The sequence below is a fragment of the Mesorhizobium sp. C120A genome (genome assembly GCF_030323105.1).
Classification (GTDB): domain Bacteria; phylum Pseudomonadota; class Alphaproteobacteria; order Rhizobiales; family Rhizobiaceae; genus Mesorhizobium.
On sequence record NZ_CP100476.1, the window covers coordinates 4,968,990 to 4,994,333 of the forward strand.

Annotated in this window: 30 protein-coding genes, 1 tRNA gene and 1 pseudogene; 17 read left to right on the forward strand and 15 right to left on the reverse strand. The window is 62.7% G+C overall.

Features of this window, described 5'->3' with window-relative positions; genetic code table 11:
* Positions 1-2 precede the first annotated feature (2 nt).
* From NL532_RS24375 to NL532_RS24405, 7 genes are all read left to right on the forward strand, one after another.
* Positions 3-584 carry a hypothetical protein gene (locus NL532_RS24375; RefSeq protein ID WP_023829005.1) on the forward strand — a complete coding sequence of 194 codons (582 nt, stop codon included), beginning with the start codon at positions 3-5 and terminating at the stop codon, positions 582-584.
* Complete coding sequence (locus tag NL532_RS24380) at positions 584-958, forward strand: HNH endonuclease (protein WP_023829006.1); 375 nt, start codon at positions 584-586, stop codon at positions 956-958. Before NL532_RS24375 ends, NL532_RS24380 begins: the two co-directional genes overlap by 1 nt.
* The gene (locus NL532_RS24385; RefSeq protein ID WP_023829007.1) at positions 955-1,209 is read left to right on the forward strand and encodes a hypothetical protein; all 255 of its coding nucleotides are present in this window, start codon (positions 955-957) and stop codon (positions 1,207-1,209) included. Before NL532_RS24380 ends, NL532_RS24385 begins: the two co-directional genes overlap by 4 nt.
* Positions 1,206-3,419: a hypothetical protein gene (locus NL532_RS24390; RefSeq protein WP_023829008.1), complete on the forward strand. Its 2,214-nt coding sequence runs from the start codon at positions 1,206-1,208 to the stop codon at positions 3,417-3,419. The genes NL532_RS24385 and NL532_RS24390 overlap by 4 nt, the downstream gene beginning before the upstream one ends.
* Complete coding sequence (locus NL532_RS24395) at positions 3,416-3,709, forward strand: hypothetical protein (protein WP_023829009.1); 294 nt, start codon at positions 3,416-3,418, stop codon at positions 3,707-3,709. The genes NL532_RS24390 and NL532_RS24395 overlap by 4 nt, the downstream gene beginning before the upstream one ends.
* A gap of 79 nt (positions 3,710-3,788) precedes the next feature.
* A complete protein-coding gene (locus NL532_RS24400) occupies positions 3,789-4,016 on the forward strand; it encodes a hypothetical protein (RefSeq protein ID WP_155923812.1) in 228 nt (75 codons plus the stop codon).
* 52 nt (positions 4,017-4,068) lie between these two features.
* Positions 4,069-4,290 carry a hypothetical protein gene (locus tag NL532_RS24405; RefSeq protein ID WP_023829011.1) on the forward strand — a complete coding sequence of 74 codons (222 nt, stop codon included), beginning with the start codon at positions 4,069-4,071 and terminating at the stop codon, positions 4,288-4,290.
* Between the two features lie 2 nt (positions 4,291-4,292).
* Here NL532_RS24405 and NL532_RS24410 read toward each other — a convergent pair whose 3' ends face one another.
* Positions 4,293-4,547 carry a DUF982 domain-containing protein gene (locus NL532_RS24410; protein WP_023829012.1) on the reverse strand — a complete coding sequence of 85 codons (255 nt, stop codon included), beginning with the start codon at positions 4,545-4,547 and terminating at the stop codon, positions 4,293-4,295.
* Between the two features lie 62 nt (positions 4,548-4,609).
* Here NL532_RS24410 and NL532_RS24415 point away from each other — a divergent pair, with 62 nt between their 5' ends.
* From NL532_RS24415 to NL532_RS24435, 5 genes are all read left to right on the forward strand, one after another.
* Positions 4,610-5,830 (forward strand): RNA-guided endonuclease InsQ/TnpB family protein, encoded by a 1,221-nt coding sequence (locus tag NL532_RS24415; RefSeq protein WP_023829013.1) that lies wholly within the window; start codon positions 4,610-4,612, stop codon positions 5,828-5,830.
* A 243-nt stretch (positions 5,831-6,073) separates the two neighbouring features.
* On the forward strand, positions 6,074-7,153 hold the full coding sequence (locus NL532_RS24420; RefSeq protein WP_050590953.1) for a tyrosine-type recombinase/integrase: 1,080 nt from the start codon (positions 6,074-6,076) through the stop codon (positions 7,151-7,153).
* Between the two features lie 122 nt (positions 7,154-7,275).
* Positions 7,276-7,352: transfer RNA gene (locus tag NL532_RS24425), tRNA-Pro, on the forward strand.
* Positions 7,353-7,531: 179 nt separating this feature from the next.
* Positions 7,532-7,831 carry a hypothetical protein gene (locus tag NL532_RS24430; RefSeq protein ID WP_023829015.1) on the forward strand — a complete coding sequence of 100 codons (300 nt, stop codon included), beginning with the start codon at positions 7,532-7,534 and terminating at the stop codon, positions 7,829-7,831.
* 391 nt (positions 7,832-8,222) lie between these two features.
* Positions 8,223-8,483: a hypothetical protein gene (locus tag NL532_RS24435; RefSeq protein WP_023689056.1), complete on the forward strand. Its 261-nt coding sequence runs from the start codon at positions 8,223-8,225 to the stop codon at positions 8,481-8,483.
* A gap of 307 nt (positions 8,484-8,790) precedes the next feature.
* On the opposite strand, the gene NL532_RS24440 is transcribed toward NL532_RS24435, so the two are convergent.
* The 5 genes and pseudogenes from NL532_RS24440 to NL532_RS24460 form a co-directional block, all read right to left on the reverse strand.
* Positions 8,791-9,207: a type II toxin-antitoxin system VapC family toxin gene (locus NL532_RS24440; RefSeq protein ID WP_023689057.1), complete on the reverse strand. Its 417-nt coding sequence runs from the start codon at positions 9,205-9,207 to the stop codon at positions 8,791-8,793.
* On the reverse strand, positions 9,204-9,458 hold the full coding sequence (locus NL532_RS24445; RefSeq protein ID WP_023670289.1) for a FitA-like ribbon-helix-helix domain-containing protein: 255 nt from the start codon (positions 9,456-9,458) through the stop codon (positions 9,204-9,206). The genes NL532_RS24440 and NL532_RS24445 overlap by 4 nt, the downstream gene beginning before the upstream one ends.
* 123 nt (positions 9,459-9,581) lie before the next feature.
* Positions 9,582-10,286 carry a DnaA regulatory inactivator HdaA gene (hdaA, locus tag NL532_RS24450; protein WP_023689058.1) on the reverse strand — a complete coding sequence of 235 codons (705 nt, stop codon included), beginning with the start codon at positions 10,284-10,286 and terminating at the stop codon, positions 9,582-9,584.
* Between the two features lie 2 nt (positions 10,287-10,288).
* A complete protein-coding gene (locus NL532_RS24455; RefSeq protein ID WP_023684761.1) occupies positions 10,289-11,482 on the reverse strand; it encodes an AI-2E family transporter in 1,194 nt (397 codons plus the stop codon).
* A pseudogene (locus tag NL532_RS24460) lies at positions 11,454-12,009 on the reverse strand (CDP-alcohol phosphatidyltransferase family protein). Before NL532_RS24460 ends, NL532_RS24455 begins: the two are co-directional and overlap by 29 nt.
* Before the next feature lie 187 nt (positions 12,010-12,196).
* Here NL532_RS24460 and purM point away from each other — a divergent pair.
* The 3 genes from purM to NL532_RS24475 are packed head-to-tail and all read left to right on the forward strand — an operon-like array spanning position 12,197 to position 14,511.
* Positions 12,197-13,276 (forward strand): phosphoribosylformylglycinamidine cyclo-ligase, encoded by a 1,080-nt coding sequence (purM, locus tag NL532_RS24465; protein ID WP_023689059.1) that lies wholly within the window; start codon positions 12,197-12,199, stop codon positions 13,274-13,276.
* A complete protein-coding gene (gene purN, locus NL532_RS24470) occupies positions 13,273-13,980 on the forward strand; it encodes a phosphoribosylglycinamide formyltransferase (RefSeq protein ID WP_023689060.1) in 708 nt (235 codons plus the stop codon). The genes purM and purN overlap by 4 nt, the downstream gene beginning before the upstream one ends.
* A 6-nt stretch (positions 13,981-13,986) precedes the next feature.
* Positions 13,987-14,511, forward strand: coding sequence for a SixA phosphatase family protein (locus NL532_RS24475; RefSeq protein WP_023705321.1), 525 nt, complete (start codon positions 13,987-13,989; stop codon positions 14,509-14,511).
* A gap of 192 nt (positions 14,512-14,703) precedes the next feature.
* Here the strand turns inward: NL532_RS24475 and NL532_RS24480 are convergent, their stop codons facing one another.
* The 6 genes from NL532_RS24480 to NL532_RS24505 all read right to left on the reverse strand — a co-directional run bounded on the left by NL532_RS24480 (position 14,704) and on the right by NL532_RS24505 (position 20,529).
* On the reverse strand, positions 14,704-14,937 hold the full coding sequence (locus NL532_RS24480; RefSeq protein WP_023689062.1) for a DUF680 domain-containing protein: 234 nt from the start codon (positions 14,935-14,937) through the stop codon (positions 14,704-14,706).
* 237 nt (positions 14,938-15,174) lie between these two features.
* On the reverse strand, positions 15,175-15,948 hold the full coding sequence (gene dapB, locus NL532_RS24485; RefSeq protein ID WP_023829016.1) for a 4-hydroxy-tetrahydrodipicolinate reductase: 774 nt from the start codon (positions 15,946-15,948) through the stop codon (positions 15,175-15,177).
* A 63-nt stretch (positions 15,949-16,011) separates the two neighbouring features.
* On the reverse strand, positions 16,012-16,815 hold the full coding sequence (gene speB / locus NL532_RS24490) for an agmatinase (RefSeq protein ID WP_023829017.1): 804 nt from the start codon (positions 16,813-16,815) through the stop codon (positions 16,012-16,014).
* A gap of 96 nt (positions 16,816-16,911) precedes the next feature.
* Positions 16,912-18,084 carry an amidohydrolase gene (locus NL532_RS24495; RefSeq protein ID WP_023829018.1) on the reverse strand — a complete coding sequence of 391 codons (1,173 nt, stop codon included), beginning with the start codon at positions 18,082-18,084 and terminating at the stop codon, positions 16,912-16,914.
* Entirely contained in the window at positions 18,077-19,324 is a 1,248-nt protein-coding gene (locus tag NL532_RS24500) for a Zn-dependent hydrolase (protein ID WP_031196559.1), read from the reverse strand. The genes NL532_RS24495 and NL532_RS24500 overlap by 8 nt, the downstream gene beginning before the upstream one ends.
* 2 nt (positions 19,325-19,326) lie before the next feature.
* Positions 19,327-20,529 (reverse strand): diaminopropionate ammonia-lyase, encoded by a 1,203-nt coding sequence (locus tag NL532_RS24505; protein WP_023752542.1) that lies wholly within the window; start codon positions 20,527-20,529, stop codon positions 19,327-19,329.
* A 103-nt stretch (positions 20,530-20,632) separates the two neighbouring features.
* Between NL532_RS24505 and NL532_RS24510 the strand changes: the two genes are divergently transcribed.
* A complete protein-coding gene (locus NL532_RS24510) occupies positions 20,633-21,109 on the forward strand; it encodes an Lrp/AsnC family transcriptional regulator (RefSeq protein ID WP_023689068.1) in 477 nt (158 codons plus the stop codon).
* Positions 21,110-21,166: 57 nt separating this feature from the next.
* On the opposite strand, the gene NL532_RS24515 is transcribed toward NL532_RS24510, so the two are convergent.
* From NL532_RS24515 to NL532_RS24525, 3 genes are all read right to left on the reverse strand, one after another.
* Positions 21,167-23,275 carry a molybdopterin-containing oxidoreductase family protein gene (locus NL532_RS24515; RefSeq protein ID WP_023752541.1) on the reverse strand — a complete coding sequence of 703 codons (2,109 nt, stop codon included), beginning with the start codon at positions 23,273-23,275 and terminating at the stop codon, positions 21,167-21,169.
* 159 nt (positions 23,276-23,434) lie between these two features.
* Positions 23,435-23,848, reverse strand: coding sequence for a GFA family protein (locus NL532_RS24520; RefSeq protein WP_023689070.1), 414 nt, complete (start codon positions 23,846-23,848; stop codon positions 23,435-23,437).
* The gene (locus NL532_RS24525; RefSeq protein ID WP_081730967.1) at positions 23,841-24,755 is read right to left on the reverse strand and encodes an NAD(P)-dependent oxidoreductase; all 915 of its coding nucleotides are present in this window, start codon (positions 24,753-24,755) and stop codon (positions 23,841-23,843) included. The genes NL532_RS24520 and NL532_RS24525 overlap by 8 nt, the downstream gene beginning before the upstream one ends.
* Positions 24,756-24,880: 125 nt before the next feature.
* On the opposite strand from NL532_RS24525, the gene NL532_RS24530 reads away from it, so the two are divergent.
* Positions 24,881-25,219 carry a winged helix-turn-helix transcriptional regulator gene (locus NL532_RS24530; RefSeq protein ID WP_023689072.1) on the forward strand — a complete coding sequence of 113 codons (339 nt, stop codon included), beginning with the start codon at positions 24,881-24,883 and terminating at the stop codon, positions 25,217-25,219.
* The last annotated feature ends 125 nt before the right edge of the window (positions 25,220-25,344 follow it).

Genomic DNA, 25,344 nt, shown 5'->3' on the forward strand with positions numbered 1-25,344 from the left:
CCATGATCGAACTGCCAGACGATGCCTCCGCCGAGGACGTTGCGAGCGCATTCGCCGGCATCATCGATCAGGCCAAACCAGAACCTACAGAGCAGCGAGCAAACGTCCTGTCTCAGCGTGAGGGTCAAAGCTCTTCGGAGCCTCCCGAGCAACAGCGCGACACCTTGGGCGTGACGGCGGGAGAGACCGCACCCAATTCGACACACGCAAGCGAACCCGCTGAAGCGGCGGACCCGGAGGCCGGCAGCATTGAAGCACAGGCAGAACCTGATGCGCCGCCGGCCTCCGAACTCTCTGCCGAGGAGCGCGTCTGGCTCAAGCAAGGCGCGCGCATGATGCTGGCCTGCCAACCGTCGAAGGATCCGGAATCACTCCGCGTCCTGTACGGGCAATTGAAAATCATCCGAGACCTCGCCCCGAAGGACGTCACCAACGCCTGCCTGTCTGGGATGGAGATCATCCGCTTGCACGTCATGGGCGTCTGCAAGGGGCAGCACAAACTCGACGTGGACCTGGTTGCCAAGGCGGCGCTGTGTTCGGTCGCGGACGTGACGCCGGAGCCGGTCAAGGTGAGGGAGTCCTGATGCCCCGCACCGTCTCCGAATGGATCGGCAAGACCGACGATAGCGTGGCGCCGCGGCTGTGCCAGTTGCGGATCCTCGATCGCCAGGACAACAGGTGCGCCCTCACCGGCCATGTGTTCGTGCCCGGCGACAAGATCGAGTTCGACCACATCACCGCGCTATGGCTCGGCGGCAAGAACCGTGAGAGCAACCTCCAGGCCGTCCTCGGCGTCGCGCACAAGCGCAAGACCAAGGTCGAGGCGAAGGTGCGCGCCAAGGTCAACGCGAACCGCGCCAAGCACCTTCTCGGCAAGAAGTCGAAGTCTTTCCAGAAACCGGCCGGCGTCCGCTTCGATTGGAAGCAGGGTCGATACGTGAAGGAATCCGCCCCATGAAGCTTCCCGCCACGGATAGAGCGACACTGGAAATCCCCTATGCGGATGAAGTCGTCGCGCAGACATATACGGCCATAGACGCGCTCATAGCCAAGCATCCTGACAAGGCAGCCCAGGCGTTCGACAAGCCCGTTCTGCAAGGCTGGTTCGCAGGCAAAATCATGAAGCAGTTCGGCGGCTACGGAGACTTTGCGGGCATCTGCCAAATGGTCGCCGAGCGCCTTTCCCTCGCAGGAGATAAACAGCCATGACCATATCAAATGAGCCGCTGACGCTTGTCCAATTCGGCGAGGACAAAATCGTTATAGGCCCTGGCTATGCTGACGCCAAACCAGCCCTGTTTATCGCCGCCAAGGAGCACGGAGGACACGTCGCCGGCGGCAGTGTAGCCACGGCTCCATTGCAAGGCGAGATCGTCCTGACGTTTCCGACTGACAGCCAAGCCGCAGCCGCCTATGCCGCGCTGCGTCTCCCCACCCCTCTCAAGGTAGGAAGTGGAGAACTGGATGCGGCGGGGGTGGAAGCCGCGAGCGACCTTCGCAACCTCAGAGATCGTAGCGATAGATACGTGTTCACCCAATGGCTCGCGGGCGCTTATGGTGCAGTGCCCGACGAACAAAATGAGCGTTTATGGCAGGCGTGGCACCAAGGCCGCGCCCCACTTCTGGACGCCCTCGCTGCTCCAGTCGATCACCCTGAAGTGGTGGGAGTGCCTGTGGCGTATGCGAGCCAAGGGCAAATGGATGCCTTGGAGGACCGGCCCGATGATCCGGGCGGTGTGTATATCCCGCTGCGCAAGACGCCAATCGGCATGTTTCAGCTGCCCCTCTTCGCCGCCCTCCTCCCCTCAGATAGCCCTGCCCTTGAGGCGGGGGTGGCGTGGGGTGATAGCGGGCCGATACCCGGTCAGTCGTTCGGCGACGAGTTCGATGCGCAGCCTCAACCGGCCTCACCGGTAGCAGCGGCACCGAGCAAGGAGCCGGTAGCGTGGCAGGAAACGCCGCCCGATATTGTCCAAGCTGCTCGCATGGCGGCAGATACGGTTGGCGTCACGCCCTATTCGGTCATGCGGGTTCATGTCGAGCATGCTGTTCGATACGCATTGCTGGTCGAACGCGCCTCCCCCGCTGTCGCACCGGTAGCGAGCGTGCCAACCGACGCACAGATCAAGCATATGGTTGACCGGTTCCTGATGTGGCGTCTTCCGGAGAACTTCCGACCAGATGCGGGCATTAGCTTCAAGGCTGACTTCAACGAGAACACGGCTTGGCCAATGAAGCATAAGCCGGTCGGCACGAACCTTTTCGACGCCGCGCAGGCCGATGCTATGGTGCGGAACATGGTGGAAGGGATGCCGTCTTCTCATCACCCAATGAAACTGTACTTCAACAAGGATACCTTGAAACGGCAGATCGAAACAGACGGCGAGGAAGGCGAGATTGGAGCAGGCTATGAACTGTTCGCCGCTCCTGTCGCACCGGTAGCGCTCTCGAAGGACACCTCACGTTTCAACACGCTTTCGTCAGCCGATGACGAGACCATTCGTGGATCCAGAGCCACGGCCAAGAGCGACACACTGTGCTCGGCGGCGAAAAGACTGATCATCCAAGCGATGCAGTTGAAAGACTTTGGCCACACCAGTGCCCTCGGCGACTTCTGGACGAATGCCAGGAAGACCGCACTTCTAGAAGAGTGCGCCGAAAAAGCCGCCCGTGCTGTTCTCGCCCTCGTCACTCCCGGCAAGGCGCTGGCTGCGGCGGAGCGAGAGGCGGCATGGCGCTGGAAAGACGGAGACGACCGCTGGCAATGCACTGCTGACGAAGACCGCGCGTCCTATGCGTTCCGCGTCGAGGGCTACGAACTTGAGCCGCTCTATCTCGCCCTCACCGCTCCAGTCGATCACCCTGAAGTGGTGGGGGACTTCCAATCACGGGTGCAGCCTTGGATGATGGCTTGCTTTGGAGCGGAAATATCTGGCGACAAGGTGGAGCGTGGCGACCGGCTGCTCGAAGAAGTGCTGGAGCTTTTGCAGTCCAACGATTATGATCCGGCTCGTGTTGTGGCGCTTCGTGACTATGTGTGGTCACGCCCCGCTGGCGAGCCCTTCCAAGAGGTTGGTGGCGTCCAGGTTACGCTCGCCGCCTACTGCCTCGCCCACGGCCTCAACATGCATGAGGCTGGCGAAACAGAGCTAGCACGCATCTGGACCAAAGTCGACAAAATCCGGGCCAAACAAGCCGCCAAGCCAGTCGGCTCCGCGCTTCCCATCGCCCTCCTCCCCTCAGATAGCCCTGCCCTTGAGGCGGGGGTGGCGGAAGCGCGCCGCATTCTATCCGACATGGCTAGTATGAATTTCGGTGTATCCGGCAGGTCAAACAAGGCCATCAACGAGTGGTTCAACGAAAAGGCCATCGCCGCGCTCGCCGCTCTCTCCATCCCTGCAACGGAGGATGGCAAATGAAGGAAGCTGCTGAACTGATCGCGCGGTTGCGGCGGGATATTGTCAGGTTGCGCGAAGAGGCGACGTTGGACGACAGGGCATCATCTACATCAAGCAACCCTGACGCTGCGCCGGTGTTTGCCGCATGGGCTGCGGCCAAAGGACAGCGCGCGGATGACATCGAAAGCCTCATAGGCCACATTGAAACCCTGGCGGCCCGCGTTGCCGAAGCCCGGAGCATCATCGAAGTCTTCGCGCCGCTATGTGACGAAGGCAGCCGCGCTCATCGGTTTCTGGAGGCATCCCGATGACTATTCACATCCCTGGGGGAAGCGGGGAGCGCTCTCCCTACGCCAGCCTCTTTGGCTTCTTCAATGAAAGGAATGCGCTGTGAGCACCATTGAAACCGCGATGAAGGCAGGCTTGGAGGCACCTTTCGAGGTTGTTTCAAAGCACGGCCACGGCACCGCGACAATCGAGGGGTTTAGTAAAAACGACCCGCTGGGCGTTGGCGGTGGCATATTCCCAGACATGCCGGTTGCTTACTTCGCAGGCGGCGGCTGGTGCCTGCTCTCCGACCTATTCGCGCACTGGGAATTGCCGGAGGACCGGCCATGACCTCACTCCCCGCGCAACTTCCCCTGTTCTCTCGCTGCGAAAGGAAAACGCCATGAGCGTCGATCCGACATTGGCTGAAACGAAGGCCATTCGTGCCCTCCGCAGGCTGGCAAAGACTTGGCCGAAAAGCTTGTGGCTGTTCTCGGCTAGCGGGTCACTGTGCGTCATGCGTGCCGATGAAGGCGGCGGCCACATCCACACCAAGGATGGCGGCATCGACCCGGATTACATCTTGGCCGACATCGATATCCCAAACGACGGGGGTGACTGGTGACCCTACCCTTCGCGATACACCTTCGCCTCCTTCGCTGCTTCAATGAACGCAGCGCGCGCTTCTTCAACAGTCGAGCTTGGCGTGTCTGCAATCGCTCCGTAGCAGATCGGATAGGCCGCCTCGATAGCCGGGCTCAGTCCTTTGTCGCGCACCCAGGATTGCATTTCTTCAAGCGCGCGTTCCACGTCGCCTATATGGGCGGTGCCGCGAGACCAGAGGATGGCGACGGGCGCGGAGAAGCTGTGGAATCCGGACATTGGCGGCGCTTTTCGTTGCTGCGATATGCGGCTTATGGTATTGTTTTGCAAAGGATTTTGCAATGAGCAATACCCGGCACCGCTCGCAGATTTTTCTGCTGCGCCCTACAAAGGAGCAGGCGGAATACTTCGCGCGCGCCGCCGGCATAGCTCGCCTCGCTTACAATTGGGCGCTGGAGGAGTGGAAGCGCCAAGCTATGGAATGGTGGACCAGCGGGAAACAAGCGCCGTTCCCGACAGCCTTCGGCCTCCAGAGGCAATTCAATGCGATAAAGCGCGACCGCTGGCCGTGGATCACAGATGTCGCAGCTATCGTTCCAGAGCGGGCGATATTTGCGGTAGGCCAGGCTTATGAGTCCTTCAAGGCCGAGCAGGCCAAATATCCTCGGTTCAAGGCCAAGGGCGTATCTAGGGACAGCTTTCTCGGTGCCGGCAAATCAAGGGAATGCACGATTGTCGCTAACCGAGTCCGCTTACCAAAGCTGGGATGGGTACGCCTGAGCCGCGAGGCGCGGTGGCCTGACGCCAGGATAATGAATGCGGCGGTCAGCCGCCGCGATGGTCGCTGGTACGCGTCCATCAGTTTTGAATTGCCCGCCACAGAGACGCTGACGCGCCCGAACTTAGCGGCCGGCGTTGATCTAGGCATCAAGCAGCCAATCAAGGTTTTCTGCGGGGGCGTGGCGACCGATCTTGGCGGGGATCTTCTGCAACGGCTTAACGTCGAACGCCGGAAGTTGCGTCGGGCGAACAAGACAATGCACCGCAGGGTAAAAGGATCAGGTCGGCGTCGGCGAGCCCAAGCCAAGGTGGCCCGCGTTCATAAGCGGATGGCCGATATCCGGCTGAACTTCCAGCACAAGGCCACCTCAGTTATCGCCGGGATGGCCTCGCGCATCGGCGTCGAGATGCTGAATGTTAAGGGCATGCTGCGCAACCGCAGTCTCGCCAGACACATTGCCGACGTTGGCTTCTACGAGATCAAACGCCAGATCGGCTACAAAGCGGAAGCCTTGATCGAGGCAGATCGTTTCTACCCTTCCAGCAAGACGTGTTCTTGCTGCGGCAGCGTGAAAGAGAAACTCGCGCTGTCCGACCGCTCCTTCGACTGTGAAGGCTGCGGCTTTACGTGCGACCGCGACGAGAATGCGGCGCGCAACCTTGAACGAATGGCGGCGGATAGAGCCGTGCCAGCGCGTGGAGATGGGAGTTCCGTTCGTCGGCGAAAGCTGACGCTGCGTAGCCTGTCGATGAAGCGTGAAACAGAAAGCGACGGGCCATGAAACCCTGGTTCGACGCCGAAAAGTACTATTCTCAACAAAGGACCGTGACTGAGAGGAACGCAAAATAATGACAGCGCTCCTATCCCCGGAAGCCGCAGCGCGGGAACTGTGCATATCCGAGAAACAGCTCCGCGCACTCACTTGCGCCGGCCGGATTCGGTACGTCAATATCGGTCTTGGCGAGAAGAGAGAAGCCCGGCGGTACGACCCGGCCGACCTGGAAGCATTCAGAGAGGCTCGCAAATGTCAGTCTACAAGCGCCCCGGCCAATCGGAATACTCGTTCGACTTCCGTTATCGACGCCAGCGATTTTCAGGCCCGACTGGATGCACGTCGAGACGCGAAGCTGAAAAGGTCGAGGCCGACGAGCTCGCGCGCGTAAAGGGGCTGCAGTTCGATGCCAGCAAGCCGCTGGCTTTCAAAGCCGCCGCAGCTCAGTACTGGAATGAGGTTGGCCAGTTCCACCGCAACCACGTCGACACGTTGCGGGCTCTGGAATGGCTTCAGGACCACATAGGCGCCGGGACCATGATATCCACCATCAATGACGCCACAGTCGCCAAGGCGGTAGCCAAGAGGCGCGGCGAGGACGTTTCGGCGGCAACCGTCAACCGGAGCGTTTGCGAGCCCCTACGGGCTCTCCTGCGGCGCGCCAGGCGCACATGGAAGCAGACGGTCGAGGATATCGAGTGGAAGGACCATTTCCTGAAGGAACCGCAGGAGCGGGTCAGGGAAGCCACGGCAGACGAGGAAAGCAAGCTGCTGGCGGCAATCCGTGGCGACTATGCGCCGGCGCTCAGGTTCGCCCTGCTGTCAGGCTGCAGGCGCGCGGAGATCGTCGGGCTGCAATGGAAGGATGTGGATTTCTTCAATCGGGAATTTCGCGTCACCGGCAAGGGCGACAAGACGCGCACGGTCCCGATGACCAAGGCAATCTATGCCCTGCTCTGGGATCTGAAGGATCACCACAAGATGGCGGTGTTCACCTATGTGGTGAAGCGGCCGCGCGCGGGAATGGTCAAGGGAACTCGTGAGCCGATCACGATGGAAGGCTTCAAGACCGAATGGCGCTGGACTAAGGGCCGGGCAAAGGTCAAGGACTACCGATTCCACGACAACCGGCACACCGCCGCCACGCGCCTGGTGCGCGCCACGGGCAACCTGAAGGCTGCTCAGAAGCTCTTGGGCCATACCGAGCTTGCCACGACCTCGCGCTATTCCCACCTGACCAAGGACGATCTGCGGGCAGCCATGGAGGCGAGCGATGCAGCGCAAGCGGTCGAGACGAAAGCCGCGCCGGCAACGGTGGAGAACAAGAAATGAACAGCCGTGGCACTTTCCGTGGGACTTTTGGTGCCACTAAGCGCCACTGTATGCCTTACGTTCCGCTATTGCCTTTCGCGGCGAGCCCCGGTAGAAGCCGCAAACCCAAGCAGTGCTTGGTTCGGAGTGTAGCGCAGCCTGGTAGCGCATCTGGTTTGGGACCAGAGGGTCGGGAGTTCGAATCTCTCCACTCCGACCATTTTTTCCCACAAAGCCAGTCCTTGCCCAAGGTATCACTCCCAAGGTCGCCAATGGCTGCCTCGCCGGTAGCGCATGGCGGCACGCATTGCCCAAGCAGCAGCCGCTCGCCGATCGGACCCTACATTGGAACACCAGTTCGCTCCCAGAGTTGTGTATGTTCAACCCAAGGAGCAAACAATGAAAACCCTTCTCATCGCCTCGATGATCGCGTTCGCCGGAACGGCGGCTTTGATCGCACCGGCGCAAGCCGCCAGTCTGACTATCCAGTCCGATGACGACGATCAATATTCGTCCGACGATGGCGATATACAGATTCTTCGCCATCACCAGCGCCACAAAGACTATGGCGACGACTACAGCGACAACCAGGATGGCCAATGGCGGCGCCACCATCGCCATCACCGCTGCCATATCGAACTGGTCAGGCACTGGCGCCATCACCACAGGGTCGTCGAAGAGGTCAGGGTCTGCGGCTGATCCGATCGCTTTAGACCTGCTACGGCCGAGTTTGGCGACCGGAGCACCAATCTGACCTAAAGCGCGTCTCATTTGAACGGACTCACGCGACGCGCTTGAGGTCTTGTTTGATGCATGTTTGATGCATGCGGTTCTCTCAAAACCGGGGCCACTTGAGCGACATGCATCAGGCGCCCGTGTCATCGAACAGCATCCCTTCGGCGGGTTTGGCTGAAAATCGACGCAGGGATAATCCCCTCGCTTCCACCTCTATCGCCGGTCTAAAAGCGCGTCGCGCTGAAACGTATCCAGGCGACGCGCTTTGATTTTTGTTTTGATGCATGTCGTTCTCTCAAAACCGGGACCACTTTTGAGCGACATGCATTAGACTCCGGGCAAGGGGAGATTCTGGATGCTTGGTCTCGAGGCATGGCTTTCGCTGATTGGCCCTGCCTACTTCGCTTACATCCGCATCACGGTTCCGTTCGTCGTCGTCTGGGCCATTATCTGTGCAGCCCTGTGGATCTGGAACAACCGGCCGAGCAAGAGGCAAGGCCGTCCCCGGTCGTGGCCCGCCAGCGTGCTGTTCTTTGTCGTCGTCGTCGCGTGCTACGTGGCAGCGCATACGGTGGTCTATCTGCTGGTCCGGTATCTGGCGGCGTTGTGGCTATAGGGCACCCTCCCGGACACTCCGGTGACTGCTCTACGAAGGTAAGCTCGCCGGGCGAGAACCCCAATCATCACTCCCGGCGAGCCTACAACCCGATCAGGAACGCGACCAGGACCGGGGTCAGCCGGCAAGTTCCCAGGTGCAAGACGGATGCCAGATAATGTTTCCCGAAATGGGACAGCGGCCCTCATGCGGCGGTGGGCACGGAGAGATCGAGTGTATTCATTCGAACACGCTGTCGTCGCTGTAGAGGAAATCCTGCCGAAACGCATGTTCGCAGCTCGCGCTCTGGTCGGGCTGCCGTACCTGATTACGGCTGCCAAGGATCGATGACAGGCACGCCGGCCGCATGGAATGGCGCCGTGTCACGCGAGGCGAGATGAAAGCCGTTTGCGGAGGCGATTGCCGCGATGTAGCCGTCGGGCACAGGAAACCCCTTGCCGGCTGCCCTCGCCTTCACTGCAAGTCGGGCATAGTGCCGGGCCGCCTCGGTATCGAAAGGCAGGATGCGGCGCTCAAACACGGCGCACACACCGGCGAAGGTTTCAGCGAGCGCAGCCTTGCGACGACCCGCCGGCATGGCCTCGATGCCGAACAGCACTTCGGCGAGCGTCACACTGGAGAGGTAAAGCGTTTCCTCGGCCTGGTCATCAAGCCAGGCCAACACAGCTTGATGCGGTTCGGGCTTCATGGCCTCCGAAACGACATTGGTATCGAGGAGGATCATTCGAACCCCAGCGGTTCGGCCGGCGCCTTGTCGCGAGCCTGCTCCAGGACCTCCACGTCTTCATTGGTCAGCCCGGCGCGTCGGGCAATGTCTGCCAGAACGGAGCCGAGTTTCACACGGCCGTCCGGCCGCACCGCGTTTTCTAGAATGTCGCGTATCTCGGCCTCGGTGCTGCGACCGTGCAAGGCCGCCCGTACACGCAGAGCTCGGTGGGTCGCTTCCGGAAGATTTCGGACGGTCACTGCAGGCATTGATATCGCTCCGATGTCATTGATTGAAAGTATCATATTGTTTCAGGTGATGCCACCATCCATGTTTTGAAAACGTCGCACGGGCGGGATCGACAATCGCCGTCCAAGGAATTGCAGCAGGATCTAAACCTCGAACTCGCCCTGCCCTTCGTCCATTGCGCTGACGGTTTCGGCGGCGAGCGCCCTGGTGATCGGCGTCTTGCGCTCGAGCGCGGTGCGGTCGAGGCGTTCGACCACGCGCATGGCCGTGGCCAGCGAACGCTCGATGCGGCGCACCAGATATTGCACGACATGCGGCTCGACCTCGACCTGGCGGTCGGCGAAGAGTTTGGTGATGACACCGGCCAGAAGCAAATCGTCCGGCTCATGGATCTCGACGGTTGCCGCCGCCTTCAGCCGCGAGGCAAGATCGGGCAACGTCACCCTCCAGGCGGCGGGGAAGCGCCGCGCCGTCAACAGCAAGGTGGCCCCGGCGCCGCGCACTTCATTGATGAGATGGAACAGGCCCGCCTCGTCGATGGCTGTCTTGTCGACATCGTCGATCAGCGCGGGCCTGCCGCCAAGCCCGGTGATGGCATTGCCGATGCGCTGGGCATCGACCGCCACAGCGTTGGCCCGCGCCTGCCAGATCGAGCCCAGATGTGTCTTCCCGGAACCGGCCGGGCCGGCGAGCACGATCACCGGCGACGGCCAGTCCGGCCAGCGGTCGACAAGGGCTGCCGCCTCGCGGTTGGTGGCCGACACCACCAACTCGTCGCGCGAATAGCCGGTGCCATGCCCAAGGTCTAGCGGCAGCTGGCGCGGCGGTTCGGTCTTTTGATCCGCCACGTTCAGCCGCGCGGCGAGCGGTGGCCGCCGCCGCGATCGGCAGGCAGCGGCGGGACTGGCTCGGTGGAGTGTCCCTTGTAGAGCGGCGATTCGAGATAGCGGGCAATGGCAAAGCGCACCAGCACGGCAACCGCCGCCGAAGCAGGAACGGCGATCAAAAGGCCGACGAAGCCGAACAGGGCGCCGAAAGCGAACAGCGCAAACATCAGCCAGACCGGGTGCAGGCCGACGCTTTTTCCGACCAATCTGGGCTGCAGGATGTTGCCTTCGATGAACTGGCCGATGAAGAACACCACGGCGACAGCAACGATCATGGTCCAGTCCGGCCAGAACTGGACGAAGGCGACGCCGACGGCCAGGACCAGTCCGGTCAGCGAGCCGACATAAGGGATAAACGAGATCAGCCCGGCGAAGAGGCCGATGAGGATGGCGAAATTCAGCCCGGTCAGCGTCAGGCCGGTGGCATACATGCCGCCGAGCACCAGGCACAGCGTGCCCTGGCCGCGCACGAAGCCGGCGGTCGCGGTGTTGATGTCCCTGGAGATCGCCCTGACCGTCCCGACATAATCACGCGGCACCCAGCTGTCGACGACCGCCACCATGCGATCCCAGTCGAGCAGCATGTAGAAAGCGACAACCGGAGTGACCACGAACAGGCTGACCACCGACACCAGAGCAACGCCGGAACTCCAGATCGAGGTGAAGACGGTGCTCAGCAGGCCGAAACCGGAAGTGAGCAGCGAATTCAGCCCGTCGCGCAGGCCATTGGCATTGACGCCGAATTTCTGCTCCAGCCATTTCGGATCGAAGCTGGTGATCAGCGACTGCAGCCGGGTCAGATATTCCGGCAGCTTGCTGGCGAAATCGGCCATCTGCGTGGCCAGTACCGGAACCAGGATGACGAAGGCCAGCACCAAAAGGACGATGAAGGCAATCAGGATGACCACCGTCGCCATCAGCCGGGAGAGGCCGAGGCGTTGCAGCCGGTCGGCGACCGGGTCGAGAAAATAGGCCAGCACCATGCCGGCAACGAACGGCAACAGGATGCTGGAAAAAATGTAGAGGAACAGCGCCAGGAAGATTGCCGTGCCCAGCCAGAAGAAAATCTGGCGGCGAAACGCCAGGGACGCAGCCGCCTCTGCCAGCGCGGCAGTCGCGGCATTCTTGTCAACTACCCGGGGTGGAGCCTTCGCCATAGCCGCTCATATGCCTCAGCCAAGCCACGAGATAGGCCGCGGCCGAAGCCACGGTCAAGACCCCGGACAGCAATATGAGCGCAGGCCTGAGCGGGTCGAGGTGGAGGCCAAGGGCAAGTTCGCCCAGCACCACGGCGCCAGCACGATCTGGGCGGCGGTGTTGGCCTTCGACACATAGAGCGGCTTCATCTCGACCGGATGCGCCATGACCGTGGACAAAAGCACGGCGCAGATGATCAGCGCATCGCGTGACACCATGGTCACCACCAGCCACAGCGGCAATTGCCCGATGAAGCCCATGACCACGAACACCGAGACCAGAAGCACCTTGTCGGCCATCGGATCGAGATAGGCGCCGAGTTCGAATGCTGGTTGAAGCGGCGGGCGATGAAGCCGTCGACGCCATCGGAAATGCCTGCAACGAGAAAGCCGGCAAAGGCCCAGTCCCAGCGCATGTTCAGCATCGCCAGTACGACGGCCGGAACCAGCACGAAGCGCAGGATGGTGATGAGGTTGGGAATGGTCAAAGGCATGTCCCGCCATGCTTGTTCTGCAGATAGATGATGGAGTTGGATTGTGGGTGCAAGGACCAGCGGTGAAGGGGCGACTGTCCACGTATTTATCTTGGGCAAAAGCCCGGTATCCTGTCGTCATCCTTGCCCCCCGAAACCATTCATGCGAAGAGCCGCCGAGGGAAACAGGGATGCGCCGACGATGAGCAAGGGCGACCGGGCCAAGCGCAAGAACGGGCTCACCTATGCCGAGGCGGGCGTCGACATCGATGCCGGCAACCTCATGGTCGAGAAGATCAAGCCGCTGGTGCGCGCGACGCGCCGGCCGGGCGCCGATGGCGAGATCGGCGGTTTTGGCGGCCTGTTCGACCTCAAGGCGGCGGGTTTCACGGATCCGGTGCTGGTTGCCGCCAATGACGGCGTCGGCACCAAGCTGAAGATCGCCATCGATGCCGGCAAGCACGACACGATCGGCATCGACCTCGTCGCCATGTGCGTCAACGACATCGTCGTGCAGGGCGCCGAGCCACTGTTCTTCCTCGACTATTTCGCCACCGGCAAGCTCGACCCCGACCAGGGGGCGGCAATCGTCGGCGGCATAGCAATCGGCTGCCGACAGGCCGGCTGCGCGCTGATCGGCGGCGAGACGGCCGAAATGCCCGGCATGTATCACGACAAGGATTACGACCTGGCCGGTTTCGCCGTCGGTGCTGCCGAACGCGGCCAGTTGCTGCCGACCGACGATATCGTCGAAGGCGACGTGCTGCTTGGCCTGGCTTCCTCGGGCCTGCATTCGAATGGCTTTTCGCTGGTGCGCCGCATCGTTGGCGTCAGCGGTCTTGCCTGGGGCGATCCGGCGCCGTTCAACGATGAGGCGACGCTGGCAGAGGCGCTGCTCGAGCCGACCCGCATCTATGTGAAGTCGGTCCTCAAAGCGATCCGTGGCACGCACGGCATCAAGGCGCTGGCCCACATCACCGGCGGCGGTTTCCCCGAAAACATCCCGCGCGTCCTGCCAAAGGACTTTTCCGCAGAGCTCGATCTCAATGCCATCGATGTGCCGCAGGTGTTTTCCTGGCTGGCGAAGACTGGCGGCGTGGCGCCGGAGGAGATGATGCGCACCTTCAACTGCGGTATCGGCATGATCCTCGTCGTCGCCTCCGGCCAGGCCGCACAGGTCGCAGCCGTGCTGCAGGAGGCCGGCGAGACGGTGACGCCGATCGGCCGCATCGTGCCGCGCCGCGACGCCGGCGTTATCTATCGGGGCTCGATCGGCCTATGAGCAGGAAACGCACGGTTGTTTTGATCTCGGGACGCGGCTCGAACATGACGGCGCTGATCGCGGCGGCGAGCGACCCGGCCTATCCCGCCGAGATCGTTGGCGTCATTTCCGACCGGGCCAACGCCGCCGGCCTCGGCATCGCGGCCGCGCGCGGTATCCCGACCAAGGTCATCGTGCGCGCCGACCATGCCAGCAAGGAAGCCCATGATGCGGCGATCGACGCCGCGCTGATTGCGTTCAATGCCGAGATCGTGGCGCTGGCCGGCTATCTGCGCATTCTCTCCCGCGGCCTGGTCGAGAAGTGGCAAGGGCGCATGCTCAACATCCACCCTGCCCTGCTGCCGGCCTTCAAAGGGCTCGATACGCATGCGCGCGCCCTGCGCGCCGGCATTCGCATTCATGGCTGCACGGTGCATTTCGTCACATCAGAGATGGATGACGGCCCGATCATCGCGCAGGCAGCGGTGCCGGTGATGGTCGGCGACAACGAAGACACGCTGGCCGCCAGAGTGCTGAAGGCCGAGCACCGGCTTTATGCGCTGGCACTCGGGCTGGTCGCCGACGGCAAGGCGCACATGGAAGGCGGCCGCACCGTGCTGGCGCATTTCGCCGACGATGCCGAAAACGGAACTTCCGTGGTGATGGCGCCCGACCCGCTGCGCGAAGAACGCGATCTCGAACATCTGGCGCGGATCACGCCGTAGGCCGACATGGCGACACCGAGACAATTGCTCCTGCTGCGCCACGCCAAGTCGAGCTGGGACGACCCGGCGCTTGCTGATTTCGACCGGCCGCTCGGGCCGCGCGGGCTGAAGACGGCGCCGCTGATGGGGCGCGAACTGGCCCGGCGCAGTTGGCTGCCTGACCTGGCGCTGGTGTCGCCGGCGCTGCGTACGCGCGAGACATGGCGGCTGGTCTCGGCGGAACTGTCGGCGAGCGTAACGGTGGAGTTCGCCGAGGCGCTTTTCGAAGCCACGGCTGGCGACATTCTGGCCGAGCTGCAGCAGGCAGTCGCATCGGCTAGCTGTCTCCTGGTGCTCGGCCATAATCCCGGCCTGGAGGACTTTGCCCGCCGGCTCGCCGGTCCGCGATCGGGTGTGGCTGCTCTCAGGAAACTTGAAGAGAAATTCCCGACCGGCGCCCTTGCCCGCTTTGTCATCGACGGCGACTGGGCGGATCTCGGCTTCGGCGCGGCCCGGTTGACGCATTGCATCAAGCCGAAGGATCTAAGCTAGACCAAGCTGCCTAACGGGCTAGCCGCAGGTGACAGCCGCAAACCGTGTTTTGAAAAGACCACGGTCAAACAAGGAGATAGGACCAATTGCTGGCGGATTGATTCAAGATCTTTGCGGCCCCGAGTCGATTGCATAAAAACAAGAGCGGTGGGCCGGGCCCACCGCTCTTTGTGGTCGTAGATTTCTCAGAAATCAACGACCCCAGATGCCCTGGCCGGATTCCGGCTGGTTCGAGTCGCCCTTGATCGTGAAATCGCCGAGGCTGGCCGGCTTGCGGATCGAGGCGGTATAATTGTGATCGATGTTGCCGGCGGGCGCTGTTACAGCAGGCTGGTTGACGCTGTCGGAGCCGTAGTGGTCGCTGCCTGCGAAAGCGGTGCCGGTGGCAAGGAGGATGGCAGCAGCGGTAAGTGCGATCTTGGTCATTTCAGGTAATCCAGATTTTTCAGTTCTGTCCGTCAAGTGGCGTGCCTTGGGAGGAATTCGCGTCGCTCGGACCACCCCGAAATGGGTGTGCGTTGCTGCCATTGCCAATCACAAAAATGTGCGAACCGAACCGTTCGGTTCGGTCTAGGAAGGCGCGAAATGGCGTAGTTGTTGCTATATTCTATTCTCTATACGGCTCCGACCTCGCAACGCCCCTCGTTGCGTTACGCTTGCATCTCAAAAGGTCGTGAAGCCCAGTACGTCGCGCATGTCGTATTCGCGGGGCGGCCGGACGGCGACCCAGCGTGCTGCCGCAATGGCGCCGCGCGCGAACATCGAGCGATCGGCGGCCGAATGGGAAAGCGTGAGCGTCTCGCCCTCGGCCAGCAAGCTCACGCTGTGCTCGCCGACGATGCTGCCGCCGCGCAGCACGGCAAAGCCGATCTCGCCGGCAGGGCGTGGACCTGTAACGCCGTCGCGGATGCGTTTCGCCACATCGTCCAGCCTGACGCCATGTCCGCGAGCGGCCGCCTCGCCCAGTATCAGCGCCGTGCCCGACGGTGCGTCGACCTTCATGCGGTGATGCGCTTCCAGGATTTCGATGTCGGTGTCGGGACCAAGTGCTCGCGCCGCCTGCTCGACCAGCCCGGTCAGCATGCTGAGCCCCAGCGAGTAGCTGCCTGAGCGAACGATGGCGACGGACTTCGAAGCAGCAGCGATGGCGGCGAGATCGGCCGGCTCGAAGCCGGTCGAGCCGATGACCAGCGCAGGGCCGCCGCGGGCCGCGCAAGTCTTCGCCAATTCGATGGAGGCCGCAGGCGTGGTGAAATCGATGACGACATCCGCAAGCGCCAGTGCTTCGTCGCGCTCGACCAGCCCCTCGCCGGCGCTGCCCGGCCTGTGAAAGCGGGCGACGAGCGCCAGCCTGGGATCGGTCTCGACGGCCAGCGCCATCTCCCTGCCCATGCGGCCGAGCGCACCGGCTATGGCTATTTTCAATGGATGCGGCATGGCGGCTTTCACTGGAAATGCGAGTCGCAACAATGATCTACCATGCCGCCCTGCCAGATTGATTCAGCCGGCGCCATGCGTCTTGAGCATCATGCCGGCGATCTCCTTGACCAGCTTGGCGGCAACCAGCGCGGTGAGATTGGAGACGTCCTGGCTTGCATTGTATTCGACGACATCGGCGCCGACGATGGGCTGGTCGATCCGCTGGATCAGGTTGATCACTTGCCGGGTTGTAAGACCACCGGGTTCGCGGTGCGACACGCCGGGCGCACAAGCCGGGTCGAGGCCGTCGAGATCGACCGAGAGATAGACCGGCGTCTTGAGATCGAGCTGCAGATCCTCGCTGAAATGCCGCGCCTCGATCATTTCGACGCCGAAGCGCTTGAGCTGGTCACGAAGCTCATCATTGAGGGTGCGCAGGCCGATCTGGATCAGCCGGTCAGCCAGCCCCTCCTCCAGGATGCGCGCGAAGGACGAGGTGTGGGACCGCCTGTTGCCCTGATAGGCATCGTAGATGTCGGGATGGGCGTCGATCTGGACGATCGTTAGCCTGGCATGGCGGCGGCGCACGGCACGCAGCACCGGCCAGGCGATGGCATGATCGCCGCCGAGGCTGATCAACGGGTGGCCGGCATCCAGCGCGCGGCCGACCTCGGCCTCGATTCGCTCCCACGGATCGCCGGCGCCTGAAAAGTCGATGTCGGCGTGGTCGACGAAATTGTCCGCCACATCGAAGCCGGTTTCGCTCCTCGAGCTGTGCGCGTCGCTTTTGAGTTCGCGCCGGATCAGGGCCGGCGCTGCAGCCGCGCCCTTGAGATAGGACGAGTTCTCGTCATGTGGTATTCCCAGAAGCGAAACCCTGGTCATCGGCGTGCGATCTCCGGCAACAGGCAATCTCCCTAAACCCGGCATCTGGCTGGCGATAGCAGTGCCGCTTGGGCCAGTTGCGAAGGCGACCAGGCGTCACTTCCCGATCGCGCCGCCCAGCCTTTGCCTGACGATCGCGGCGTGGAAATTCGTGCCGTGCAACAGCCCGTCATCGTTGAAGTCGTAGCTGGAATTGTGCAGCGGGGCCGAGGCCTCGCCATTGCCGAGGAAGACGAAACAGCCCGGTACGTGGTCGAGGAAGCGGGCGAAATCCTCCGAGGCGGTCATCGGCTCCGCCGCGATGCTGGCGGCGCCATCGGCCAGCACGCGCCTTGCGGCGACAAAGGCCGCGTCCACCAGGTCGGCATCGTTCTGCAGCGGCACGAATTCCCTGCTATAGGTCACGTCGGCGGTGACATTGTAGGCAGCGGCGGTGCCTGCCGCGATGACCCGCATCTGGCGCTCGATCTCGGCGCTGACCTCGGGACGAAAACTGCGGGCGTCACCGAGGATGCGGGCGAGGCCGGGCAATGCGTTGCGGGTGCCGTCGGTGATCAGCTCGGTCACCGAAACCACCGAAATGTCGGCGGGACTCAGCCGGCGCGAGACGATGGTTTGCAGATTGGTGACCAGCGCGCAGGCGGCGACCAGTGTTTCATTGCCCGAATGTGGCCGCGCCGCATGGCCGCCGATCCCCTTGAGCACGATCTCGAAATTGTCCTCCGCCGACATGAACGGGCCGGCACGGGTCTCGAAATGCCCGACGGGCAGGCCAGGCATGTTGTGCAGGCCAAAGATCTCGTCGAAGGGAAAGCGCCGCAGCAGCCCGTCGTCCAGCATCGCCAGCGCCCCCCTGCCCCACTCCTCGGCCGGCTGGAAAACGAAACGCACGGTGCCGTCGAAACCGCCCTCGGCGGCGAGCAGCTTTGCCGCGCCGAGCAGCATGGTGGTGTGGCCGTCATGGCCGCAAGCATGCATGACGCCGGGGTTCTGCGAGCGATAGGCTGTCGCGGACTGCTCGGTGATGCGCAGCGCATCCATGTCGGCCCTGAGCGCAATCGCCCGGTTGCCGCTGCCGCGCTTCAACGTGCCGACGATGCCGGTGCCGCCGACCCCCTCTGCAACGTCGTCCAGCCCGAATTCGCGCAGCTTCGCGGCGACAAAGCCAGCGGTGCGCTTTTCCTCGAAACCGAACTCGGGGTGCGCGTGCAAATCGCGCCGCCAGCCCGTCATCTCCCGCTTCAGCGCATCACGATCGAGTTCAGCCATTTTTCTCCCCGACCTCTTTTGCAAGCTCACTGGCGACATCAAGCAGGATGTTGGCGCCGGCGACAAGCTCGGCATCTTCAGTGTGTTCGCGCGAATTGTGGCTGATGCCACCGGCGCTCGGCACGAAGATCATTGCCGCCGGCGCGAGGCGGGCCATCATCTGCGCGTCATGGCCGGCGCCCGATGTCATGCGCCTGACGCCGAGACCGCGGTTCTTCGCGGCCGCCTCGATCAGTTCGACGATGCCGATGTCGAACAGCACCGGTTCGAAGCGGGCGAGCCGCTCGACCGAGATCGATACGTTCTCCGAAACCTCAAGCTCCTCGAGATAGGCAGCAAGGGCCGCCTCATGCGCCTGCAGGCGCTGTTCGTCGGGATCGCGCAGGTCGATGGTGAAGACGGCGCGCGCGGGAATGACGTTGATGGCGTTGGGTTCGAAGCGCATCGTGCCGACCGTGGCCACGGTTGGCCCATTTGAAGCCCTGGCCCGATCGTGCAGGAAGGTGATGATGCGGGCGGCGGCGTGGCCGGCGTCGCTGCGCATCGACATCGGCGTGGTGCCGGCATGGTTGGCGGCGCCGTCGATGGTGATGCGCTGCCAGGAAATGCCTTGCAAATTCTCGACCGCGCCGATCGGCACGCCTTCACGCTCCAGCACCGGCCCTTGCTCGATATGAAGTTCGAGATAGGCATGCGGCTTGAGGAAGCCGGGTTCGCGGTCGCCGGCATAGCCGATGCGGGCGAGCTCCTGGCCGAGCACGCTGCCATCCGTGCCGATGGCGGCCAGCACGGCCTCGGCGCTGACGCCACCGGCATGGCATAGCGAGCCCATCATGTCAGGCGTGTAGCGCACGCCTTCCTCATTGGTGAAAGCGGCGACCGCGACCGGGCGCGACGGCGAAAAGCCCGAAGCCTGCAGCGTCTCGATCACCTCCAGCCCGGCCAGCACGCCGTAGCAGCCATCATAGATGCCGGCATCGATAACGGTGTCGATATGCGAACCGATGAGCAGCGGCGCCTGCCCGGCATTGTCGGGGCTTTGCCAGATGCCGAAGATATTACCGACCCGGTCGATGGCGACTTCCAGCCCGGCCTGCCTGAGCCAGCCGACAAAGAGGTCACGGCCCTGTCTGTCTGTGTCGGAGGCGGCGAGCCGGATCAGCCTATCCTCACTGTCGCGGCCAACGGCGCCGAGTTCCCGGATGCGGCCAAGCAGACGCTGTGCATCGATCCCGATCATGGCTATGCCTCGGCCTTCAGCTTGCCGGCCAGCACATCGGCGGGGCTCTGCCCGACCAGCTCGGTATAGCGATGCGGGTCTGTGGCGCCTTCGGTGTTGATCAGCAGCACGCGGGATTTGTCGTCGAGCCCGAGCGCGGCCTTGTGGTCGGCCACCGCCCGGATCAGCCCGGCCAGACCGACGCCGCCGCTTTCGCCGGCGACGATCACTGGATCATTGCCAGCCGGCCGTGCCAGCCGCCGCATCACCGCGACCGCCTCCTCCTCATCCACTGTCATGAAGGCATCGGCAACCCGCGCCAGAACGCGCCAGGCAACTTGCGAGGCCTCGTAGCATTCGAGCATCGCCATCACCGTCGGCTGATCGTGTGCGACCTTGACCACGTGGCCCGCCCGGGCGGCTGCGACAACGCAGGCGGCGCGGGCCGGCTCGACGACGATGAAGGTCGGCCTGGCGTCACCGAGCACGATGGCGAGATGGCCGGCCAGGGCGGCGGCAATACCGCCGACACCGGCCTGCACGAAGACATGGGTCGGCGGCTGCGGCAACTGGCCCAACGCTTCGCGCACGATCGCCGTATAGCCCTGCATGACCAGACCGGGGATGCGCTCGTAGCCCGGCCAGGAGGTGTCGGACACCACGGTCCAGCCTTGCTCCGCTGAAACCTCGGCGGCCTGCCTGACCGAGTCGTCATAATTGCCGTCGACGCGGATCATCTCGGCGCCATAGCGGGCTATTGCTGCAATGCGCGCCTCGCTGACGCCGGCGTGAACGAAGATTGCCGCTTTCGCGCCAACCAACTGTGCACCTTGCGCGACCGAGCGGCCATGATTGCCGTCGGTGGCGCAGGCAACCGTCATGCCGGCAGCGACCGCCCGGACGTCGAACCGGTTGAGATCGGCCACGTCAACGGGCCGATGAAGCGATCGGCTCGCCTCCTCCAGCACCAGTCGAAAAACGGCATAGGCGCCGCCGAGCGCCTTGAAACTGCCGAGACCGAGGCGAAAGCCTTCATCCTTGATGTGGACGGCGCCGAGGCCGAGTTCGCCGGCCAGCGTCGGCAATGCATGCAACGGAGTTGCGAGGTGATTGTCGCGATGGGCAAGAAAGCGCTCGACCGTATCGGCACCGGCATTCCCCAGCGTTTCGGCATCGACCGGATCGAGCGGCCGGCGGTGCAAGGCATTGCTGTTGAGCAGGAACACGGGTGGCCTCCTTTGGGTGTGACGAAATCATATTGCAGCCGAGGCGCAAATAGCGCTGTTATTGGCGCTTCGAAATGCAAGTTTGTTTCGCCAGGATAGCGCTTTGCCTCGATCGCCTTCGCTCGACAGTTTCGACCTCGCCATCCTTGCCATCCTGCAGCGGGACAACACGACGCCGCAGCGGCTGATCGGCGAAGCCGTCAACCTGTCGGCGCCGGCGGTGCAGCGGCGCATCAAGCGCATGGAACAGTCCGGCGTCATTGCGGGCAATGTCGCCGTGGTCGACCCGGCGGCGGTCGGCCATCCCATCACCATCTTCGTCGAAGTGGAACTGGAGAGCGAACGCTCGGACCTGATCGACGCGGCCAAGCGGCAATTCTCGGCAGAGCCCGAAGTGCAGCAATGCTACTACGTCACCGGCGAGGCCGACTTCATCCTAGTCATCACCGCGGCCGACATGGGCGCCTATGAAGCGCTGACGCGCAGACTGTTCTTCGACAGCAAGAATGTCCGAAAATTCCGCACCTTCGTTGCCATGGACCGTGTCAAGGTGGGGCTGACGGTGCCTCTGCCGGGATAGCCAGTCACTTCTATGCAATTCCGGACGGAAACCGCTCACACTTTTCCTGGAATTGCTTCAGCCCGCCGGCCGCAGCCAGACCTTGTTGTCGTGGAAGGCCGCACCGCCATAGGGCGCTGGTGCGTCGGCGCCGGTGAGCACATTGATGCCTTCGCCACGCTCATGGGCGCTGTTTGGCCAGATGCCCTCGGCGATCACCACGCCGCGCTTGATGCCATCGAACAGCTTTGCGTGCAGCACCACCTCGCCGCGCCGGTTGCCGACCTCGATACGGTCGCCGTCGTCCAAGCCAAGCGCGGCAGCGTCGTCCGGATGCAACAGGAGTTCCGGCCGGCCTTCCTTGGCTCTCGACACCGGTGTCTCGGCGAATGTCGAATTGAGAAAATTGCGCGCCGGTGATGTCGTCAGCCGGAACGGATGCTCGGCATTCGCGACCTCGATCAGGTCGACATGGTCGGGGAATTCGGGGAGTTCCGCCACCGGCCCGAACAGGCCCATGCTTTTCGGCGGCCGGTTGGGCGCCGCCTGCCCGCTCCAGTTGGCGCGGAAGTGAAATTTCTTGTCGGCATGGCCGAAACCATCGATGAAATGCGCCGCCTCGAAATCCGGCTGCAGGTCGACCCATTTGTCTTCCTTGAGGCTGGCGAAGGAGCCCAGCCCGCGCTTGCCGAGGATGATGTCGATATGCTGCTGCTCGGTCAGGCCAAAGCCCGGCCGGTCGGAGACGCCGAGACGCTGCGCCAATTGCTCGATGACGAAGTGGTTGGTGCGCGGCCCTTCCGGCGGTTCGATCAGCTTGGGACCGAGCGTGATGTGCTGGTTGCCACCGCCCTTGTAGACGTCATCATGCTCGAGGAACATCGTTGCCGGTAGCACGACATCGGCAAGCTTTGCCGTGTCGGTCATGAACTGTTCGTGCACGCAGGTGAACAGGTCATCACGGAGAAAACCATGTTTCACCAGCCGCTGCTCGGGTGCGACATTCACCGGGTTGGTGTTCTGGATCAGCATCGCCGTCACCGGCGGGCCACCGTAAAGCGCGTCCGCTGCGCCGGTCAGCACCGGACCGATGCGCGACTGGTCGAGATGGCGAATATTGGGATCGCGCATCGCGGTGCCTTCCAGCACATCCTGGTTGAGCTTGAAGATGCCGGAATTGGAATGGAAGGCGCCGCCACCCTCATATTGCCAGGCGCCGGTGACGGCGGCGATGCAGGATGCCGCGTGCATGTTGACCGCGCCGTTGCGCTGGCGGGCAAAGCCATAGCCGAGGCGGAAATAGGTTTTCCTCGTCGTGCCGACGAGGCGTGCGAAAGCCTCGATCTCAGTGACGGCAAGACCGGTGATGGCGGACGCCCATTCCGGCGTGCGCGTCTCCAGATGCGCTTCCAGCCCCTTCGGATCGTCGGTGTATCTTTCGAGATAGGCGCGGTCGGCCATGCCTTCCCTGAACAGCACATGCATGACCGCGCAAGCCAGCGCGCCATCGGTGCCGGGCTTCAGCACAAGGCCCATATCGGCCTGCTTCATCGTCGCGTTCTCGTAGACGTCGATAACGACGACCCTGGCGCCACGCTCCTTCCGCGCCTTGATGGCGTGGGTCATGACATTGACCTGCGTGACCACGGCATTGGTGCCCCAGATCACCACGCAGTCGGACTTCGCCATCTCGCGCGGATCGGGACCGCGCAAGGCGCCCGCTCCCATCATCCAGCCGGTCCAGGCCAGATTGGTGCAGATCGAGCCGAAGAAGCCGGAGTATTTTTTCGCATGGCGCAGCCGGTCGATGCCGTCGCGCTGCACTAGCCCCATCGTGCCGGCATAGAAATAAGGCCAGACGGTCTCGGAGCCGTATTTTTTCTCGGCCGCGATGAATTTCTCGGCGACGAGGTCGAGTGCCGCTTCCCAGCTGGATTCCTTCCAGACGCCGGCGCCCTTGGCCCCGGCGCGAACAAGCGGCTTCAGCAGCCGGTCGGGATGGTGGACACGGTCGGCATAGCGCGCGACCTTGGCGCAGACCACACCAGCCGTATACGTATTGGACTTGGCGCCATGGACACGGCCGATGCGGTTGCCATCGAGCAGTTCGACCTCGAGCGCGCAGGTCGAAGGGCAATCATGCGGACAGGTGGAGTGGCCGATTCTGAGCTTGGCGTGCTGGTTCATGCGGGGTTTTTAGCGGGTTTCGCGGGCGGCGTGTAGGGCCAGAAGTGGCGCACCGCTTTGCCTCTGCGAGCAATGCCCCTTGCCTTCTCCCCTGGGGAAGAAGGCAAGGACACTGCCAAGCCGATCGCCACCCAAGACTGGGCCGGTCAGCTATCTGCCTCAGGAGGCTTCTGCCTGGGGCACGCCTTCCAGGCAGAGCCATTTGTGCTTCCTGTTGGGCCAATGAAGAATTGCCGGAGGCAGAAATTCCAGGTCCTCCAGACAGCCGACAGATACCGACAGCGCTTCCGTCAGGCCTTCGGCACGCATGAAGACGATCGATCCGCATGTGGTGCAAAATGTCTGCTCCAGCCATTGCCCTGACGAGCCGTTTCGTCGCCAGGATTTCGTCTCGCCTTTTCGGTCGACTATGGCGGAGTCGTCATAAATGGCTCGGTATGAGAACGCTGCGCCCGTGCATCTCTGGCATTCCAGGCAGCTGCAGGCATAGACGCGCCGAGGCTCCCCGGCGAGCACCAGTTCCACCCCGCGACACGAGCAGGTCGCCCGTCGCCTGGTCTTGCCATCACGCATTCGCAGGCTCCCTGCCATGATGCGGCGAACTATTTCCGAACAGGGGCGAGAGAGATGCAAAATCATCATCTGCGCGCCCGCCAGAAAGCGCCTGCTGGAAAATTGCGTCCATGGCGCGCGGCATGGCAGCGTCGAGACCTCGTTCCTGGCATGCTTCGAGCAGATGCCGGAAGGCGCTGTAGTGGGCGCCCAATGACGCGAGCGTTGCGTCGTCGCCGGCAAAACGGCGCGCCTTCGTCCGGTCAACCACATCGAACAAGGCGGCATCGACAACCGGCTTGAATGCAGTCAGATGGCTCCTGAACGTCTCCAGATCGAGACCTTCGGCCTCGGCGACAGCCATGCCCTGGAGCGCGCCAAAGAGCCCGCCCCACATCTGCGTGAGCAGCGCGGTATCAAGCGCGGAGGCCTGGCCCGGCACCTCGCCGACATAACTTGTGCCGCCGCCAAGCGCAAAGAGCAGGGTCTTGTTCGTTTCGTAGACGGCGCGGGAGCCTGAATAAAGCAATGCTGTGTCGGGTTTGCCGATAAAATCCGGGGTCGCCAGGATCGCCCCGTCCAGATAGCTGGCGCCATGCGCTTCTATCCAGCGCGCTTCCTCCCGTGCCAAGCGCGCTGAGCCGGAGGTGAGTTGCACGATGGCTTTGCCGGCCAGTGCCGAAGCAACACTGCGCTGCTTGAGCAGCGCATCGCTAGCGGCATAATCCAGAACATTTATGATCACGACATCGGCCGACCGGATTCCATCCTCGACTGAAGAGGCTACCCTCGCACCAAGAATACCTAGGGGCTGGCACCTGGCCGCAGTACGATTCCACACCGATGTTGGATAATTTCGGTCGAGCAACGTTCGAACAATGGACGAGCCCATGCGGCCCGCGCCGAGCACGCAGACATTGGATTTCATGACGATTTCTCCGATAGCGATAGCTGGTTTGTCTTTGGCGCGCTAATCTGAAGATATATATTCTTCCTGCGTTGAGAAGTACGCACCTTGAGGTAAGTTATTGGAATCATGTCAGGAGTAGTCACATGAGGAGCAAGGAAACAGACAGCTGCGGCTTTGCTGCCGCGATGCAGGCAATCGGCGGAAAGTGGAAAACCTCGTTGTTGTGGGAATTGCACCTGCGGCCTCACCGCTTCGCCGAATTGCACCGGCGGTTGTCGGGGATCAGTGAGAAGATGCTCGCGCAACAATTGCGACAGATGGAGGCCGACGGGCTTGTCAGCCGACGCGCCTATGACCAGGTACCGCCGCGCGTGGAATATTCGGTGACGCCACTGGGCTTCAGCCTGAACGATGCCGTGACCGCAATGTCGGCATGGGGGAAGCGGCACGAGACGTGGAAAGTTCAGCGGAAAGCCGCCTGAAAGCAGGAGCTCGTTTGGTGATCCGCGCGAGCCAAATTACGGTCCGCTTCTCGACGCCGAAGACGGCAATAAACACCGGGCCGCGTCGCCCGGGTGCGTAAGAGAAGCCGTAGCAAGAGCCTCGG

Excerpts from the sequence above, each read along its gene's own strand:
- NL532_RS24375 (WP_023829005.1), top strand. The coding sequence starts at position 3 with ATGATCGAACTGCCAGACGATGCCTCCGCCGAGGACGTTGCGAGCGCA.
- NL532_RS24380 (WP_023829006.1), top strand. The coding sequence starts at position 584 with ATGCCCCGCACCGTCTCCGAATGGATCGGCAAGACCGACGATAGCGTG.
- NL532_RS24385 (WP_023829007.1), top strand. The coding sequence starts at position 955 with ATGAAGCTTCCCGCCACGGATAGAGCGACACTGGAAATCCCCTATGCG.
- NL532_RS24390 (WP_023829008.1), top strand. The coding sequence starts at position 1,206 with ATGACCATATCAAATGAGCCGCTGACGCTTGTCCAATTCGGCGAGGAC.
- NL532_RS24395 (WP_023829009.1), top strand. The coding sequence starts at position 3,416 with ATGAAGGAAGCTGCTGAACTGATCGCGCGGTTGCGGCGGGATATTGTC.
- NL532_RS24405 (WP_023829011.1), top strand. The coding sequence starts at position 4,069 with ATGAGCGTCGATCCGACATTGGCTGAAACGAAGGCCATTCGTGCCCTC.
- NL532_RS24410 (WP_023829012.1), bottom strand. The coding sequence starts at position 4,547 with ATGTCCGGATTCCACAGCTTCTCCGCGCCCGTCGCCATCCTCTGGTCT.
- NL532_RS24415 (WP_023829013.1), top strand. The coding sequence starts at position 4,610 with ATGAGCAATACCCGGCACCGCTCGCAGATTTTTCTGCTGCGCCCTACA.
- NL532_RS24420 (WP_050590953.1), top strand. The coding sequence starts at position 6,074 with ATGTCAGTCTACAAGCGCCCCGGCCAATCGGAATACTCGTTCGACTTC.
- NL532_RS24430 (WP_023829015.1), top strand. The coding sequence starts at position 7,532 with ATGAAAACCCTTCTCATCGCCTCGATGATCGCGTTCGCCGGAACGGCG.
- NL532_RS24435 (WP_023689056.1), top strand. The coding sequence starts at position 8,223 with ATGCTTGGTCTCGAGGCATGGCTTTCGCTGATTGGCCCTGCCTACTTC.
- NL532_RS24440 (WP_023689057.1), bottom strand. The coding sequence starts at position 9,207 with ATGATCCTCCTCGATACCAATGTCGTTTCGGAGGCCATGAAGCCCGAA.
- NL532_RS24445 (WP_023670289.1), bottom strand. The coding sequence starts at position 9,458 with ATGCCTGCAGTGACCGTCCGAAATCTTCCGGAAGCGACCCACCGAGCT.
- NL532_RS24455 (WP_023684761.1), bottom strand. The coding sequence starts at position 11,482 with ATGGCGAAGGCTCCACCCCGGGTAGTTGACAAGAATGCCGCGACTGCC.
- purM (WP_023689059.1), top strand. The coding sequence starts at position 12,197 with ATGAGCAAGGGCGACCGGGCCAAGCGCAAGAACGGGCTCACCTATGCC.
- purN (WP_023689060.1), top strand. The coding sequence starts at position 13,273 with ATGAGCAGGAAACGCACGGTTGTTTTGATCTCGGGACGCGGCTCGAAC.
- NL532_RS24475 (WP_023705321.1), top strand. The coding sequence starts at position 13,987 with ATGGCGACACCGAGACAATTGCTCCTGCTGCGCCACGCCAAGTCGAGC.
- NL532_RS24480 (WP_023689062.1), bottom strand. The coding sequence starts at position 14,937 with ATGACCAAGATCGCACTTACCGCTGCTGCCATCCTCCTTGCCACCGGC.
- dapB (WP_023829016.1), bottom strand. The coding sequence starts at position 15,948 with ATGCCGCATCCATTGAAAATAGCCATAGCCGGTGCGCTCGGCCGCATG.
- speB (WP_023829017.1), bottom strand. The coding sequence starts at position 16,815 with ATGACCAGGGTTTCGCTTCTGGGAATACCACATGACGAGAACTCGTCC.
- NL532_RS24495 (WP_023829018.1), bottom strand. The coding sequence starts at position 18,084 with ATGGCTGAACTCGATCGTGATGCGCTGAAGCGGGAGATGACGGGCTGG.
- NL532_RS24500 (WP_031196559.1), bottom strand. The coding sequence starts at position 19,324 with ATGATCGGGATCGATGCACAGCGTCTGCTTGGCCGCATCCGGGAACTC.
- NL532_RS24515 (WP_023752541.1), bottom strand. The coding sequence starts at position 23,275 with ATGAACCAGCACGCCAAGCTCAGAATCGGCCACTCCACCTGTCCGCAT.
- NL532_RS24520 (WP_023689070.1), bottom strand. The coding sequence starts at position 23,848 with ATGCGTGATGGCAAGACCAGGCGACGGGCGACCTGCTCGTGTCGCGGG.
- NL532_RS24525 (WP_081730967.1), bottom strand. The coding sequence starts at position 24,755 with ATGAAATCCAATGTCTGCGTGCTCGGCGCGGGCCGCATGGGCTCGTCC.
- NL532_RS24530 (WP_023689072.1), top strand. The coding sequence starts at position 24,881 with ATGAGGAGCAAGGAAACAGACAGCTGCGGCTTTGCTGCCGCGATGCAG.